The sequence below is a fragment of the Caulobacter sp. CCG-8 genome (assembly GCF_037402475.1).
Lineage (GTDB): Bacteria > Pseudomonadota > Alphaproteobacteria > Caulobacterales > Caulobacteraceae > Caulobacter.
In genome coordinates this window covers 1-13,925 of sequence record NZ_JBBEUD010000028.1, presented here as the reverse complement: position 1 = coordinate 13,925, position 13,925 = coordinate 1, and the positions used below count along the sequence as shown (strand labels likewise).

Below are 13,925 nucleotides of genomic sequence, written 5' to 3'. Positions count from 1 at the left end.
CATGTCCCTCGTCACCCTGGTCGACACCGAACCGAAGGCCTTCGCGCCCGAGCCGATCTCGGACGCCGAGGGCGCCGCCATGTTCCGCGCCGCGGTCAACCTGCTGAAGCTGTGGGGCGTGACCGACGACGAGGCCGCCGTGCTGCTGGACCAGCCGGTGCGCACCTATCGCCGCTGGAAGGCCGGCGAGATCGGGCGGATCAACCGCGACGGCAAGGCCCGGCTTTCGAACCTGATGGGCGTCCACAAGGCCTTGCGGCTGATCTTCCAGGAGCCCCAGCGCGGCTACGCCTGGATCAAGGCCCCCAACGCCGCGTTCGGCGGTCGCTCGGCCCTGCAGGTGATGCTGGGCGGCGAGCTGACCGACCTGATGCGGGTGCGCCGCTATCTGGACGCCGAGCGCGGGGCCTGGTGATCGATCCGCAGGCCATCCCGCGCGCGCCGGTGTCCTGGCGCGGGGCGGTCCGCATCATCCGCAGCGCCTGGCCGCCGATCGACCTGTTCGAGGACATCGCCGATCCCGCCGACTGGCCGCTGCTGATCGCCGCCGAGCAGAAGACCAATCCGCGCCTGATGGAGACGATCGGCAATCTCGACCTCGTGCCCCAGGACCGCTGGGTGGCGGGCGCGGGGGCCAGCTACCTGATGGCGCCGTTCACCCATGTCAGCCCCGACCGGCCCAGCCGGTTCAGCGCCGGGGCGTACGGGGTGCTGTACGTCGCCGACCGCTTCGAGATCGCCCTGTCGGAGACGATCCACCACCACGGCGTGTTCATGGCCGCCACCGCCCAGGCGCCGGGCTGGACCTCGCAGTTCCGCGAGATCGTGCTGGACGTGCGCGGCGCGCTGCATGACCTGCGTGGCGGGGATTTGGCCTTCGCCCCGGCGCTCGATCCCGACAACTACGCCGCCGGTCAGGCCCTCGGTGCGGGCTTGCGCGCGGCCGGTTCGGAGGGGGTGGTCTATCCCAGCCAGCGCCATCCGGGCGGCCAGTGCGTGGGCCTGTTCTATCCGGACCTGGCCGCGAACCCCGTGCAAGGCCGCCACCTGGACTACCACTGGGATGGCGTCCGCGTGGACCTGATCCGCGAGCCGGCGACGGGGAAGGTGTTCCGGGTGGAGACGGCGAGCGGCCACTGACGAACACAACCCTTGCGGTTTCGGCCCGGGCGCGTAGTGTAATTTACATGCGTAATCAAATCTACCGCTCCATCGTCGCCGCCACGCTGGGTCTCGGCGTCTTCCTGGCCGGCGCCGCCCGGGCGGGCACGGTCGAGACACGCACCCCCTTCGGCAGGATCGAGATGGTCGAGGAGGTGCGCAGGCGCGATCCGGGCGAGCCGCCGATCATGCATGTGGCGACAGAATGGACGAGGCTGCACCTGCGCTGGCGCTCGCTGGACGGCGTGGTCGCCCTCGACGTTGTGGACGACGGGTGGAGGATCAAGGCCAATATCGAGGTGAGGATCGGACAGGCGTCCTGTCTGTCGAGCGCCGACTACCTGCAATACAGCGGGGTGGCGGGCGAATACGACATCGCAGGCGAGGTCCGCGCCCTGATCGCGAGGCTTCCCACGAGCGGATGCGCCTTCTTCTCCCGCGAGGCCTCGGCGGGTTACGTCCGGACGCTGGCGGACGGCGTCCATGACTTCGCCGTCGCCGAGGACGGTCTCCGGGCGCGGGCGGGCGACCTCTTCAAACGGCCCCCGACCCGCTGCCTGGCGCCGCTACCGTCGCCGCGTCCGAAGAAGGGCCAGCCGGAGATCTTCATGGCCCTCGACCCCTTCGAACTCCCGCCTTGCCGGAAGGTGGGCTGACCGCCTCAGCAGGGCCCGCCGACCGCCTTCTGGTAGTCCTCGAGGCTGGAGATCCCGACCTCCAGGTCGGTCACCAGGCCGTTGGACAGCGAATAGACCCAGCCGTGCACCGACAGGGTCTGGCCGCGCGCCCAGGCGTCCTGGACGAAGACGTCGGCGGCGACGTTGCGCACCTGGCGGGCGACGTTCAGCTCGCACAGGCGGTTGAGCATCGACTTCTCGTCGCCGATGGCGTCGAGCTCGTGCTTGTGCTCGGCATGGACCTCGCGGATCGGGTGCAGCCAGTGGTCGACCAGGCCCCGGCGCTTGCCGTCGATGGCCGCCGCCACGCCGCCGCAGCCGTAGTGGCCCACGACCATGATGTGCTTGACCTTCAGCACGTCGACCGCGAACTGCAGCACCGACAGGTAGTTGGCGTCCTGCGGCGGGGCCAGGTTGGCGACGTTGCGGTGCACGAACAGCTCGCCCGGGTCCAGGCCGACGATCTCGTTGGCCGGCACGCGGCTGTCGCTGCAGCCGATCCACAGGTATTCGGGGCTCTGCTGGCCTTCCAGGCGCTTGAAGAACTGGGGGTCGGCCTCGGTCTTGCGCAGCGACCAGGCCAGGTTGTTGCTCTTCAGGTCTTCAAGCATGGATGGCGTCCGGCTGTTGGTTGGGGTGGGCGGCGACGAAGGCCGGGTGTTCGAGGGCGCGGGCGGCGACCGCGCGCAGGGCGGGGAAGGGCGTCAGGTCGGTCTTGAACCGCTCGGCGTTGTAGACCTGGGGGACCAGGCAGCAATCGACCAGGCCGGGCGTGTCGCCGAAGGCGTACTGGCCGCCGTGTTCGATGATCATCGCCTCCAGGGCCTGGAAGCCGTCGATGATCCAGCGCTGGATCCAGGCCTCGCGGCCGGGCTCGTCGACGCCCAGGCCGGTCAGGGCCCGCAGGATGCGCAGGTTGTTCACCGGGTGGATGTCGCAGGCGACGACCTGGGCCATGGCCCGGGCGTGGGCGCGGGCCAGCGGGTCGGCCGGCAGCAGGGCCGGTTCGGGCCGGACCTCGTCCAGCCACTCCAGGATGGCCAGGCTCTGGGTCAGGACCTGGCCGTCGACCACCAGGGTCGGCACCAGCTTCTGCGGATTGAGCGTCGCGAAGGCCGGGCTCTGGTGCTGGTTCTCGACCAGGCTCACGGGCGCGGTCGCGTAGGCCAGGCCCTTGAGGTTCAGGCCGATCCGCACCCGGTAGGCGGCGCTGGATCGCCAGGCGCCGTGCAGGACGAGCTTCATCGCCGCGCTCCTAGACGAGGGTGAAGGTCAGCCGACCGACGCCCTCGACGGCGCCCTCGACCCGGTCGCCCCGGCCGATGGCGGCCACGCCCTCGGGGGTGCCGGTGAAGATCAGGTCGCCGGCGGCCAGGGTCCACAGCTTGGAGGCCTCGGCGATGATCTCGGGGAGGGTCCAGATCATGTCGGCGATCTGGCCGGCCTGGCGCGGCTGGCCGTTGACGGTCAGGGTGATCGCGCCGTCGGGCTTGGCCTGGGCGGCCGGGACGATGGCGCTGATCGGCGCGCTGGCGTCGAAACCCTTGGCGGCGTCCCAGGGATGGCTCTTGGCCTTGGCGGCGGCCTGCAGGTCTCGGCGGGTCAGGTCGACCCCGACCGCGTAGCCGAACACGTGGGACAGGGCCTCCTCGACCGCGATGTTCGCGCCGCCCGACTTCAGCGCGACCACCAGCTCGATCTCGTGGTGCAGGTCGTGGGTGGCGACCGGGTAGGGGACCTTGTCGCCCGTCACCACCGCGTCGGCGGGCTTGGCGAAGAAGAACGGCGGGTCGCGCGTGTCGGCCCCCATCTCGCGGGCGTGGGCCGCGTAGTTGCGGCCGACGCAGAGGATCCGGCGGACGGGGAAGACGGAGTCGCTCCCTTCGACCGGAACCGTGGATTGGGCGGGCGGGGGGAAGGCGAAGTGCGTCATGGCGCCTGATTAGACCCAAACCCGCTTCGCCAAAAGTCACCTTCGCGAGGACATGATCCTGCAACACGCCGGCCATGGGATGTGTCTAAACGTTCTTTCACTTGCCCCGACCTGCGACGACAAGGCATGACGGGTAGGCAATTGTGGCGAAAACCCGCCATGTCGACGTCGAAGGGGCCCGGGACCGACGATGCTGATCATCGAGAACCTGACTCACGTCTACGCCAACGGCGTGAAGGCCCTCGACGAGGTCAACCTGACGATACCTGGCGGCATGTATGGCCTGCTGGGTCCGAACGGCGCCGGCAAGTCGACCCTGATGCGCACGGTCGCCACCCTGCAGGCCCCCACCTCGGGCCATATCCGCTTCGGCGACATCGATGTGCTGAAGTCGCCCGACCAGCTGCGCCGCACCCTGGGCTACCTGCCGCAGGACTTCGGCGTCTATCCGCGCGTCAGCGCCTACGACATGCTCGACCACATGGCCGTGCTGAAGGGGATCGCCGACGGCAAGGACCGCAAGGCGGTGGTCGAGAGCCTGCTCAACCAGGTCAATCTGTGGGACGTGCGCAAGAAGGCCATCGCCGGCTTCTCGGGCGGCATGCGCCAGCGGTTCGGCATCGCCCAGGCCCTGATCGGCGACCCGCGGCTGATCATCGTCGACGAGCCCACCGCCGGCCTCGACCCGGAAGAGCGCAACCGCTTCCTGAACCTGTTGGCCGAGATCGGCGAGAACGTGGTGGTGATCCTGTCCACCCACATCGTCGAGGACGTTTCAGACCTGTGCCAGGCTATGGCGATCATCTGCAACGGCCGGATCGTCAAGGAGGGCGCGCCCGCCGACCTGGTGCGCCAGCTGGACGGCCGCATCTGGAAGAAGGTCATCGACAAGACCGAGCTCGAGGCCGCCAAGGACCGCTATCAGGTGATCTCCACCCGCCTGCTGGGCGGCCGCACGGTGATCCACGTCCTGGCCGACCAGGATCCGGGGGCCGGCTTCACCTCGGTCGAGGGCGGGTTGGAGGACGTCTACTTCTCCACCCTGTCCAACACCCGTCGCGCGGCCTGAGGGCGTCTCGATGTTTGGCAAGATCGCGGGCTTCGAACTCCGCTACCAGCTGAAGTCGCCGGTCTTCTGGGTGGTGGCGGTCATCTTCTTCCTGCTGGCCTTCGCCATCACCACGGTCAGCAACTTCTCGATCGGCCTTGGGCCCAGCGACCACCGCAACGGCCCCTACGCCCTGGCCCAGGCCTGCATCGTCTTCTCGCTGTTCTACATGTTCGTGACCACGGCCTTCGTGTCGAACGTGGTGGTGCGCGACGACGAGACGGGCTTCGGGCCCATCCTGCGGGCCACGCGCCTGACCAAGTTCGATTATCTGTACGGCCGCTTCACGGGGGCGCTGCTGGCCGCGGCGATCTCGTTCCTGGTGGTGCCGGCGGCCATCTGGCTGGGCTCGCACATGCCGTGGGTCGACAGCGAGCTGCTGGGCCCCAACCGCTGGGACGCGTACCTCTTCGCCTACGGCGTGGTGGCGCTGCCGACCCTGCTGCTGACCTCGACCATGTTCTTCGCCCTGGCCACGGTGACCCGGTCGATGATGTGGACCTATGTCGGGGTGATCGCCTTCCTGGTGGTCTGGGTGGTGGCCAACATCGCCCTGAACAAGCCGGAGTTCGAGCACGCCGTGGCCCTGTGGGAGCCGCTGGGCGGCTCCGCCTACGGCCTGATCAGCAAGTACTGGACGGTCAGCGAGCGCAACACGGTGGTCCCGCCCCTGGACGGGGTGCTGCTGTTCAACCGCGTCTTCGTCCTGGCGCTGTCGGCCGTCTTCCTGGTGGCGGCGCATTTCGGCTTCCGCCTGCAGTCGCCCGAGCTGTCGGGCAAGGCGCGCAAGGCCCGTCGCCGCCAGAAGCGGGCCGAGGCCGCGGCCGAGACGGCTCCGGCGACCCTGGCCGGCCCGGTCCTGCCCCGCTTCGACGGCCGCTGGGCCTGGGCCCAGCTGGTGGCCCGCACCCGGCTGGACATGGGCCAGGTGTTCAAGAGCCCGGCCTATTTCGTCCTGCTGGCCCTGGGCCTGTTCAACGCCGCCGGTTCGCTGTGGTTCGCCACCGACGACACCGGCTACGGCGGGTCGATCTATCCGCTGACCCGGATGCTGCTGAACCCGCTGATCGGCTCGTTCACCCTGATCCCGGTGATCATCTCGATCTACTACGCCGGCGAGCTGGTCTGGCGCGAGCGCGACCGCAAGACCCACGAGATCATCGACTCCACGCCCGTCGCCGACTGGGCCTTCGTCGCGCCCAAGGTGGCGGCGATCTCACTGGTGCTGATCTCGACCCTGCTGGTCAGCGTGCTGGCTGCGGTGATCAGCCAGGCGGCCCACGGCTATTTCGGCTTCGAGTTCGACAAGTACCTGCTGTGGTACGTCGCGCCGATGTCGGTGAGCCTGGTGCTGACGGCCGTGCTGGCGGTGTTCCTGCAGGTGCTGAGCCCCCACAAGTTCGTCGGCTGGGGCCTGATGGTGCTCTACATCGTGGCCGGCATGACCTTCTCGAACCTCGGCTGGGAGCACCGCCTCTACAACTACGGCGGCGGCGGTCTGGTGGGGCCGATGGTCCCGACCTCCGACATCAACCGCCTGGGCAAGTTCTGGATCGGCGCCTGGTGGGTGCGGGTCTACTGGAGCGCCTTCGCCGCCGGACTGGTGGTGCTGGCCTACGCCCTCTGGCGACGCGGGACCGAGACCCGCCTGTGGCCGCGCCTGCGCCGCCTGCCCCAGCGCCTGACCGGCAAGGCCGGCCTGACCTTCTCGGCCGCCATCGTGGTGTTCGTGGCCTGCGGCGCGTTCATCTACGTCAACACCAACGTCTGGAACCCCTACCGCACCCGCATCGACAACGAGAAGTGGCAGGCCGACTACGAGAAGACCCTGCTGCGGTTCGAGAACACGCCGCAGCCGAAGATCGTGGCGATGAAGCTGGACGTCGACCTCTATCCGCACGATCCGCGCATCGACACCAAGGGCGTCTACACCCTGGAGAACCGCAGCGGCCAGACGCTGAAGGAGATCCACGTCCGCTTCGACCGCGACCTGAAGGTCAAGGGGCTGTCGATCGAAGGGGCCCGCTCCAAGCAGACCTTCGACCGCTTCAACTACCGGATCTTCGCGTTCGACACGCCGATGAAGCCCGGCGAGCGACGGATGATGAGCTTCATCACCGAGCGCGCCCAGAAGGGCTTCCGCAACCGGGGCGACGACACCCGCGTGGTCGACAACGGGACCTTCATCGACAACACCGAGATCGCGCCGATGCTGGGCATGAGCCGCGACGGCCTGCTGCAGGACCGCGCCAAGCGCCGCAAGTACGGCCTGCCGCCCGAGCGCCGCATGCCCAAGCTGGGCGACATCGCCAGCCGCCAGTTCAACGGCCTGCGCCACGACGCCGACTTCGTGTCGTCCGACATCACCGTCACCACCGACGCCGACCAGACCCCGATCGCGCCGGGCTACGAGGTGTCCAACCAGGTCCAGGGCGACCGGCGCACCGCGCGGTTCGTGACCGAGGCCCCGATCCTGCCCTATCTGTCGATCCAGTCGGCCCGCTACGCCGTGGCCCGCGACCGCTACAAGGGCGTGGACCTGGCGATCTATTACGACCCGCACCATCCGTGGAACATCGAGCGGATGAAGACCGGGATGAAGGCCTCGCTCGACTACTACCAGGCCAATTTCAGCCCCTACCAGTTCCGCCAGCTGCGGTTCCAGGAGTTCCCGGGCTACGCCGATTTCGCCCAGTCGTTCGCCAACACCATCCCGTGGTCGGAGAATCTGTTCTTCATCGCCAAGTACGACGATCCCGAGAAGATCGACATGGTCACCTATGTCGGCGCCCACGAGATCGGCCACCAGTGGTGGGCCCACCAGGTGATCGGCGCCGACCAGCAGGGCGTCACCATGCTGAGCGAGACCTTCTCGCAGTACTCGGCGCTGATGGTCATGAAGCGGATGTACGGCGAGGCCCAGATCCGCAAGTTCCTGAAGTTCGAGCTGAACAGTTACCTGCGCGCCCGCGGCGGCGACCCGCTGGAGGAACAGCCCCTGGCCCGGGTCGAGAACCAGCCGTACATCCACTACCGCAAGGGCTCGCTGGTCATGTACCGGCTGCAGCACGAGGTGGGCGAGGACACGGTCAACCGGGCCCTGCGCAAGCTGATCGCCGACCACGCCTTCAAGGGCGCGCCCTATCCGACCACCCTGGACTTCCTGGCCGCCCTGCGCGCCGAGGTCCCCGCCGACAAGCAGGGCCTGATCACCGACCTGTTCGAGAAGATCACCCTCTACGACCTGAAGACCAAGACGGCGACCACCCGCAAGCTGGCCGACGGCCGCTTCGAGACCACCCTGACGATCGAGGCCAAGAAGCTGTACGCCCAGGGCCGCGGCCAGGAGAGCGCCGCGCCGCTGGATGAGGTGATGGATGTCGGCCTGTTCTCGATGGAGCCGGGCAAGAAGGGCTTCGCCCCCGACAAGGTGCTGGCCTTCGAGCGGCGGCGGATCAAGTCGGGGACCCAGACCCTGACCTTCGTCACCAAGGCCGCGCCCCGCAACGCGGGGGTCGACCCCTACAACTTCGTCATCGACCGCAACGGCGACGACAACGTCGCCAAGGTCCAGATGCGATGAGCGGCGACGGGCCGAGCGCGGAGGCCCTGAGGCTGGACGCGGCGGCACTGAACGCCTTCCTGGCCAAGGCCTTCCCGGAGGCCGGGCCTTATCTTCCGGTGGTGCTGGAGGCCGAGCCGGGGCGGGTGCTGATGCGCCAGGCCTTCGCCAGCCGGGCCCTGCGGCCGGGCGGGCTGATCTCGGGGCCGACCCAGATGGGCATGGCCGACTCGGCGGCCTATGCGGTGATCCTGGCCCATATCGGCGAGGTGGCCATGGCCGTGACCTCGTCCCTGACCATCCACTTTCTGCGCGGGGCCAAGCCGGGCGACCTCTACGCCGAGGGGACCCTGCTCAAGCTGGGCCGGCGCATCGCCACGGTCGATGTGCTGATCTGGTCGGAATCGCGCGAGCGAGCCGCCGCCAGGGCGACGGTCACCTACGCGATTCCGTAGAGGGACGGAGCGCGCTTTCGCGCGCTCCGAGACAGGCTTTCGTTAGTTCACGAAGCCCTTCTTCAGGCCTTCGGCCATGTTCAGGTGCTCCTGCACGGCCGGGGCCGTGGCGGCGGCGAACGCCTTGATGGCGGCGGTGTCGCCGTCCTGGGCGTAGCGCTGCAGCAGGTTCAGGGCCGCCTGGTGGGCGTCGACCTGGCTGTCGGCGTACTTCTTGTCGAAGTCCTTGTCGTCGGCCTTGGTCAGGTCGTCGAGCTTGCCCTGCAGGTCTTCGGGCAGGGCGGTCGGCGGCGTGATGGCGGCGCCCGAGGCGGCGATGGCGGCCTTCAGGTCCTCGGTGGTCTTGGTGTGGGCCTTTTCCATCTTGGCGGCGAAGGCCTTGACCTCGGCGTTGGTCGAGCGCTTGGCGGCCAGCTTGGCGGCTTCGATCTCGAACATGTCGCTGGCGGCGGCCTTGGCGACGAACACGTCGGCCTTGGTCTCGTCCGACGGGGTCGGGACGGTGGCCGACGGGTTGGCGTCCGGGGTCGCGGCCTGTTCGGCCGGGGTGGCGGCGCCCTTGGTCTCGTCGGGTTTCTGGTTGCAGGCCGCGACGCTGAGGGCCGCGATGGCGGCGCCGACGATGAGAAGCTTACGGGTCATGGCTTTCTTTCCCTGCGCGTTTTTCTAGAACGTTGAGTGTCCGGAGGCGCCGCGCTTGCGCCGAGGCATAGAAAACTTCACGTCGCCGTGATGGTTCCGTGAGCGCCCGCGGGGCGGAAAAGGGGAGTGTGAGCATGGCCGAAGCGCCGCTGAACGGCTTGCGGGTCGTCGAGATGGGATCGCTGATCGCGGGGCCCTTCTGCGGCCAGGTGCTGGGCGATTTCGGCGCCGAGGTGATCAAGCTGGAGGACCCCAAGGCCGGCGACCCGATGCGCCAGTGGGGCCGCACCAAGCCCAAGGGCCATTCGCCCTGGTGGCCCGTGATCGGCCGCAACAAGACCTCGGTCACCCTGGACCTGCGCGCCCCGGAAGGCCGCGAGGTGGCCCGCGCCCTGATCGACACGGCCGACGTGGTGGTCGAGAACTTCCGCCCCGGCACGCTGGAGAAGTGGGGCATGGGCTACGCGGACCTGGCCAAGACCAATCCCGGCCTGGTGATGGCCCGGGTCTCGGGCTTCGGCCAGACCGGGCCCTATTCGCACCGCGCCGGCTACGCCCTGATCGGCGAGGCCATGGGCGGGCTGCGGCACATCACCGGCGAGGCCGACCGCCCGCCGGCCCGGGCGGGCATCTCGATCGGCGACAGCCTGGCGGGGCTGAACGCCGCCCTCGGTGTGATGATGGCCCTGCACGCCCGCCGGCGCACCGGCCGGGGCCAGGTGGTCGACGCGGCGATCTACGAGAGCGTGCTGACGGTGATGGAGAACCTGATCACCGAATACGACCTGTCGGGCTATGTCCGCGAGCGGTCCGGCGCGATCCTGCCCGGCATCGCCCCGTCCAACGTCTATCCCACCCGCAGCGGCGAGCTGATCCTGATCGGCGCCAACCAGGACACCCTGTTCAAGCGCCTGTGCGACGCCATGGGCCGGCCCGAGCTGGCGACCGACGAGCGCTATCGCGACCATGCCGCCCGGGGCGTGAACCAGACCCAGCTGGACGCCACGATCGGCGGCTGGACCGTCGAGCACGACATCGAGCACCTGCTGCCCCTGCTGGAAGACGCCGGCCTGGCCGTCGGCCGGGTCTATCGCGCGCCCGACATGCTGAAGGACCCGCAGTTCGCCGCCCGCGAATCGATCGTCGAGGTCGCCCACCCGGTGTTCGGGACGGTGAAGATGCAGAACGCCTTCCCCAGGCTGTCGGAGACCCCCGGCGGCGTCCGCTGGCCGGGGCCGGCCCTGGGCCAGCACACCGACGCGGTGCTGCGCGACGTGGCCAAGCTGTCGGACGAGACCATAGCCGGCCTGCGGGCCAAGGGAGTGATCTAGGATGGACGCGCCGCTGCATGCCGGAGGCTGCCTGTGCGGGGCCCTGCGCTACGAGGCGCGGGGTGCGCCGCTGTACATGGGTCATTGCTACTGCGGCGACTGCCGCAAGGCCTCGGGCTCGGGCTTCATCCCGTTCATGGCCTTCGCGGCCGCCGACCTGACCTTCAGCGGCCCGACGCGGATCTTCACCAGCGAGTCGGCGCGGGGAACTCCCGCCGTGCGCAACACCTGTCCGGTGTGCGCCAGCCTGGTGTTCGGCGGTCCGGTCGGCGAGACGGACTCCCACACGATCTACGCCGGCTCGCTGGACGACCCGACCGCGTTCCGCCCGACGGTGGCGATCTTCGTCAAGGGACGGCCGGACTGGGCGGTGGTCCCGGAAGGGCTGGAGATGTTCGAGGGGTTGCCGGGGTGACGGGCCGGGGACATGCCCTTGGGCGTGTCCCCAGACAATCGGGTGCGAAACTTGGGGACACGCGCGAGCGCATGTCCCCGGTCGTGCTTCTACCGCCCCGTCACCGAGGCCAGCGCCCGGGCGATCTGGTGGACGTTGTAGGGCTTCCTCACGATCGGGGCATCGAAGCCCATCGGGGCGGCCTTGTCGGCGTAGCCGGTGGCGAACACGAACGGCCGGCCCTCGCGGCGCAGGACCTCGGCGACCGGGGCCACGGACTGGCCGTTGAGGTCGGCGTCCAGCACGGCGGCGTCGAACGACAGCTCCAGCATCTGCAGCGCCTCGGGCAGTTCGGCGGCGCAGCCCACCACCTCGACGCCGGAGTCCTCCAGCCCCGCCTCCAGCTCCATGGCCAGCAGCAGCGAGTCCTCGACGATCAGCACCCGCAGCCCCGCGATGTCGCCGGCCTTGAAGCTGTCGTCGCCGCCGCCCACGGTCTCGACGATGCGTTCGTCGGGCGCGGGGTCGAGGGGGTTCGGCGCGTCGGGCTCGGGTTCATCGACCAGGGCGTCGGCGGCGGCATGGATGCGGGCGGTGACGCCGCTGCGCTTGTACTCGACGGTCGCCTGGCCGCCGAGCTCGCGCCCGACCACGTCCTCGATCAGCGTCATGCCGAAGCCGCGGACCTCGGGCGGCGTGGTCATCGGCCCGCCGGTCTCAAGCCATTCCAGATTGAAGCCGCCCCCCGGGGCCGCGCGCCAGACCACCTCGACCCGGCCGCTCTCGACCGACAGCGAGCCGTACTTCACGGCGTTCACCGCCAGCTCGTGCAGGGTCAGCGACAGGGCCGCCGCCGCGCGGGGCGTCAGGAACAGTTCCGGCCCGTCCCAGCGGGTCTGGTTGGGGGCCAGGCCCCCCAGTTCGGCCGCGGCGATCCGGGCCAGGGTGGCGCCGCGCCAGCGAGCGGCGCTGAGCAGGTCGTGGGCCGAGCTCATCGCCTTGAGCCGGCCGTTGAAGGCCTTGAGGAAGCCGTCCAGCGACGAGGCCTTGCGGGCCGACTGGCCGGCCACCGACTGCACGGCGGCCAGGATGTTCTTGATGCGGTGGTCCAGCTCGGTGAGCAGGTTCTCGCGCTGCTCGTCGGCGTCGCGGCGGGCCGTGACGTCCTGGACCACCCCGATCAGCCGCAGCGGCTTGCCGGCCGCGTCCTTGACCAGCAGGCCGGCCACCCGATTCCAGATCACCCGGTTCGGGTCGGATGACACGCGCCGGAACTCGACCTCGTAACGCCCCTGGGTCCGCAGCTGGGACTCGACCTCCTCGCGGATCTCGTCGCGCTCGTCGGGGTGCACGAATCCGTACAGGGCGTCGCCGCCCTCGGCGGGGGTCACGCCCTCGGGGAGCTCGGTGATGCCGGCCATGCGCGCGCTGACCCGGACGGTGTCGGCCACGATGTCCCACACGAACTCGCCCAGGTTGGCGGCGTGCAGGGCCAGGGCGATGCGTTCGCTGTCGAGCGCGCGTTCGGCGACGTTGCGCGCCGTCTCGGCGTCGTGCAACAGCTCTTCCATCGCCAGGGCGGCCAGGTCGGCCAGGGCGTCGGCGAGGCCGGGGTCGACGGCGTCGCGCGGGGCCGGGTCCTCGACGGTGAGCAGGCCGACGATCTCGCCCGACGCCGTCTTCAGCGGCGCGCAGGCGAAGAAGCGGCTGTCGGCGCACCAGGGGCGCAGGGGCTGGTCCGGGTCGTCGGCGAGGTCGTGGCTGGAGACCACGCCGCTCTCGCGCAGCCGATCGGACAGGCCGGCCGGGCGCGGCTCCTCGACATGGTCGAAGCCGACCTTGGCCTTCAGGAAGACCCGGTCCTTGCCGATCAGGCGGATGGCGGCGCGGGGGGCGGCGAACAGGCGCGAGGCCAGGCGGACGATCCGATCGAAGCGGGGGTCGGCCGGGTCGCCGTCGAAGGCGCGAAGGGCGTCGAGGGCGCGCAGCCGCCGCGCCTCCTGATCATCTGCCAGCGTTCCGCCCGCATCGTCCATGATTCGAACATAGACCGGGTTCGCGCAGGGCGCGAGATCGATAAAGGCCAAGCTCCCCGATCGCGTCGAACATCGCCTGTGGTGAAGCTCCAACCTTGGCGCTACAATGGAACTTGTCGCCTCGGCTTTGCGTTGTGCGGGCGCAGCTTCGCGCTGCCCGCCCCCCACAAGCCCGAGCCGCGAACCGGAGATCCTCATGCCCGACAACAGCCTGAACCCCGCCCTGAATGAAGCAAGCAAGGCCTCGTCGAACGCCGGCGCGGCCTTCGATCACGCCGAGCGCAGCTTCGGCGAAGCCGCCAGCGCCGCCCGCGCCAATCTCAGCGAGGCCGCCGCCTCGGCCAAGGCCAACCTGTCCGACGCCGCCAAGCGAATCGAAGCGTCGCTGACCCAGGGCCTCGAGACCCTGCGCGCCCAGACCCGCACCTACACCGACACCGCCGGCCAGTCGGTCGACGAAGCCAGTCGCTATGTCAGCGAGCGCGTTCGCGAGCGCCCGATCACCGCCACCCTGGCCGGCCTGGGCGTCGGCGTTCTGCTGGGCCTGCTGCTGGCCGGAAACCGTAGCGGCCGCGACAAGTGATCTTCGGGAAGACTCTGACGACCCTGGCAGCGGGCGCGGGCCG

At 69.6% G+C, this 13,925-nt stretch carries 14 protein-coding genes; 9 read left to right on the top strand and 5 right to left on the bottom strand.

All coding sequences use genetic code 11. The features are described from left to right. The first annotated feature begins 1 nt into the window (after position 1). From WAE60_RS21605 to WAE60_RS21595, 3 genes are read left to right on the top strand one after another with little or no spacing between them, the layout of a single operon-like run. Positions 2 to 415 carry an MbcA/ParS/Xre antitoxin family protein gene (locus tag WAE60_RS21605; protein WP_337688674.1) on the top strand — a complete coding sequence of 138 codons (414 nt, stop codon included), beginning with the start codon at positions 2 to 4 and terminating at the stop codon, positions 413 to 415. After that, positions 412 to 1,140 (top strand): RES family NAD+ phosphorylase, encoded by a 729-nt coding sequence (locus tag WAE60_RS21600; RefSeq protein ID WP_337688671.1) that lies wholly within the window; start codon positions 412 to 414, stop codon positions 1,138 to 1,140. Before WAE60_RS21605 ends, WAE60_RS21600 begins: the two co-directional genes overlap by 4 nt. Positions 1,141 to 1,187: 47 nt before the next feature. Continuing rightward, on the top strand, positions 1,188 to 1,817 hold the full coding sequence (locus WAE60_RS21595; RefSeq protein ID WP_029910403.1) for a hypothetical protein: 630 nt from the start codon (positions 1,188 to 1,190) through the stop codon (positions 1,815 to 1,817). A gap of 5 nt (positions 1,818 to 1,822) precedes the next feature. On the opposite strand, the gene WAE60_RS21590 is transcribed toward WAE60_RS21595, so the two are convergent. The 3 genes from WAE60_RS21590 to WAE60_RS21580 are packed head-to-tail and all read right to left on the bottom strand — an operon-like array spanning position 1,823 to position 3,771. Beyond that, positions 1,823 to 2,449 carry a carbonic anhydrase gene (locus tag WAE60_RS21590; RefSeq protein ID WP_029910406.1) on the bottom strand — a complete coding sequence of 209 codons (627 nt, stop codon included), beginning with the start codon at positions 2,447 to 2,449 and terminating at the stop codon, positions 1,823 to 1,825. Beyond that, the gene (maiA, locus tag WAE60_RS21585) at positions 2,442 to 3,083 is read right to left on the bottom strand and encodes a maleylacetoacetate isomerase (protein WP_337688669.1); all 642 of its coding nucleotides are present in this window, start codon (positions 3,081 to 3,083) and stop codon (positions 2,442 to 2,444) included. Before maiA ends, WAE60_RS21590 begins: the two co-directional genes overlap by 8 nt. A 10-nt stretch (positions 3,084 to 3,093) precedes the next feature. After that, positions 3,094 to 3,771 (bottom strand): fumarylacetoacetate hydrolase family protein, encoded by a 678-nt coding sequence (locus tag WAE60_RS21580; protein WP_029910413.1) that lies wholly within the window; start codon positions 3,769 to 3,771, stop codon positions 3,094 to 3,096. Between the two features lie 190 nt (positions 3,772 to 3,961). Between WAE60_RS21580 and WAE60_RS21575 the strand changes: the two genes are divergently transcribed. The 3 genes from WAE60_RS21575 to WAE60_RS21565 are packed head-to-tail and all read left to right on the top strand — an operon-like array spanning position 3,962 to position 8,896. Next, a complete protein-coding gene (locus tag WAE60_RS21575; protein WP_337688666.1) occupies positions 3,962 to 4,840 on the top strand; it encodes an ABC transporter ATP-binding protein in 879 nt (292 codons plus the stop codon). A 10-nt stretch (positions 4,841 to 4,850) separates the two neighbouring features. Continuing rightward, the gene (locus WAE60_RS21570; RefSeq protein ID WP_337688664.1) at positions 4,851 to 8,462 is read left to right on the top strand and encodes a M1 family aminopeptidase; all 3,612 of its coding nucleotides are present in this window, start codon (positions 4,851 to 4,853) and stop codon (positions 8,460 to 8,462) included. Continuing rightward, the gene (locus WAE60_RS21565; protein ID WP_337688662.1) at positions 8,459 to 8,896 is read left to right on the top strand and encodes a PaaI family thioesterase; all 438 of its coding nucleotides are present in this window, start codon (positions 8,459 to 8,461) and stop codon (positions 8,894 to 8,896) included. The genes WAE60_RS21570 and WAE60_RS21565 overlap by 4 nt, the downstream gene beginning before the upstream one ends. A gap of 42 nt (positions 8,897 to 8,938) precedes the next feature. Here the strand turns inward: WAE60_RS21565 and WAE60_RS21560 are convergent, their stop codons facing one another. Further along, complete coding sequence (locus WAE60_RS21560) at positions 8,939 to 9,538, bottom strand: DUF4142 domain-containing protein (protein ID WP_029910424.1); 600 nt, start codon at positions 9,536 to 9,538, stop codon at positions 8,939 to 8,941. Positions 9,539 to 9,672: 134 nt separating this feature from the next. On the opposite strand from WAE60_RS21560, the gene WAE60_RS21555 reads away from it, so the two are divergent. Both WAE60_RS21555 and WAE60_RS21550 read left to right on the top strand, forming a co-directional pair. Next, positions 9,673 to 10,869, top strand: a complete 1,197-nt coding sequence (locus tag WAE60_RS21555) for a CaiB/BaiF CoA-transferase family protein (RefSeq protein ID WP_337688659.1) — start codon at positions 9,673 to 9,675, stop codon at positions 10,867 to 10,869. A gap of 1 nt (position 10,870) precedes the next feature. Beyond that, positions 10,871 to 11,284: a GFA family protein gene (locus WAE60_RS21550; RefSeq protein ID WP_337688656.1), complete on the top strand. Its 414-nt coding sequence runs from the start codon at positions 10,871 to 10,873 to the stop codon at positions 11,282 to 11,284. Positions 11,285 to 11,373: 89 nt separating this feature from the next. On the opposite strand, the gene WAE60_RS21545 is transcribed toward WAE60_RS21550, so the two are convergent. Beyond that, the gene (locus WAE60_RS21545) at positions 11,374 to 13,299 is read right to left on the bottom strand and encodes an HWE histidine kinase domain-containing protein (protein WP_029910433.1); all 1,926 of its coding nucleotides are present in this window, start codon (positions 13,297 to 13,299) and stop codon (positions 11,374 to 11,376) included. Positions 13,300 to 13,495: 196 nt separating this feature from the next. Here WAE60_RS21545 and WAE60_RS21540 point away from each other — a divergent pair, with 196 nt between their 5' ends. After that, on the top strand, positions 13,496 to 13,882 hold the full coding sequence (locus WAE60_RS21540; protein ID WP_029910436.1) for a hypothetical protein: 387 nt from the start codon (positions 13,496 to 13,498) through the stop codon (positions 13,880 to 13,882). The last annotated feature ends 43 nt before the right edge of the window (positions 13,883 to 13,925 follow it).

Excerpts from the sequence above, each read along its gene's own strand:
- WAE60_RS21560 (WP_029910424.1), bottom strand. The coding sequence starts at position 9,538 with ATGACCCGTAAGCTTCTCATCGTCGGCGCCGCCATCGCGGCCCTCAGC.
- WAE60_RS21545 (WP_029910433.1), bottom strand. The coding sequence starts at position 13,299 with ATGGACGATGCGGGCGGAACGCTGGCAGATGATCAGGAGGCGCGGCGG.
- maiA (WP_337688669.1), bottom strand. The coding sequence starts at position 3,083 with ATGAAGCTCGTCCTGCACGGCGCCTGGCGATCCAGCGCCGCCTACCGG.
- WAE60_RS21590 (WP_029910406.1), bottom strand. The coding sequence starts at position 2,449 with ATGCTTGAAGACCTGAAGAGCAACAACCTGGCCTGGTCGCTGCGCAAG.
- WAE60_RS21575 (WP_337688666.1), top strand. The coding sequence starts at position 3,962 with ATGCTGATCATCGAGAACCTGACTCACGTCTACGCCAACGGCGTGAAG.
- WAE60_RS21605 (WP_337688674.1), top strand. The coding sequence starts at position 2 with ATGTCCCTCGTCACCCTGGTCGACACCGAACCGAAGGCCTTCGCGCCC.
- WAE60_RS21595 (WP_029910403.1), top strand. The coding sequence starts at position 1,188 with ATGCGTAATCAAATCTACCGCTCCATCGTCGCCGCCACGCTGGGTCTC.
- WAE60_RS21540 (WP_029910436.1), top strand. The coding sequence starts at position 13,496 with ATGCCCGACAACAGCCTGAACCCCGCCCTGAATGAAGCAAGCAAGGCC.
- WAE60_RS21550 (WP_337688656.1), top strand. The coding sequence starts at position 10,871 with ATGGACGCGCCGCTGCATGCCGGAGGCTGCCTGTGCGGGGCCCTGCGC.
- WAE60_RS21555 (WP_337688659.1), top strand. The coding sequence starts at position 9,673 with ATGGCCGAAGCGCCGCTGAACGGCTTGCGGGTCGTCGAGATGGGATCG.
- WAE60_RS21580 (WP_029910413.1), bottom strand. The coding sequence starts at position 3,771 with ATGACGCACTTCGCCTTCCCCCCGCCCGCCCAATCCACGGTTCCGGTC.
- WAE60_RS21565 (WP_337688662.1), top strand. The coding sequence starts at position 8,459 with ATGAGCGGCGACGGGCCGAGCGCGGAGGCCCTGAGGCTGGACGCGGCG.
- WAE60_RS21570 (WP_337688664.1), top strand. The coding sequence starts at position 4,851 with ATGTTTGGCAAGATCGCGGGCTTCGAACTCCGCTACCAGCTGAAGTCG.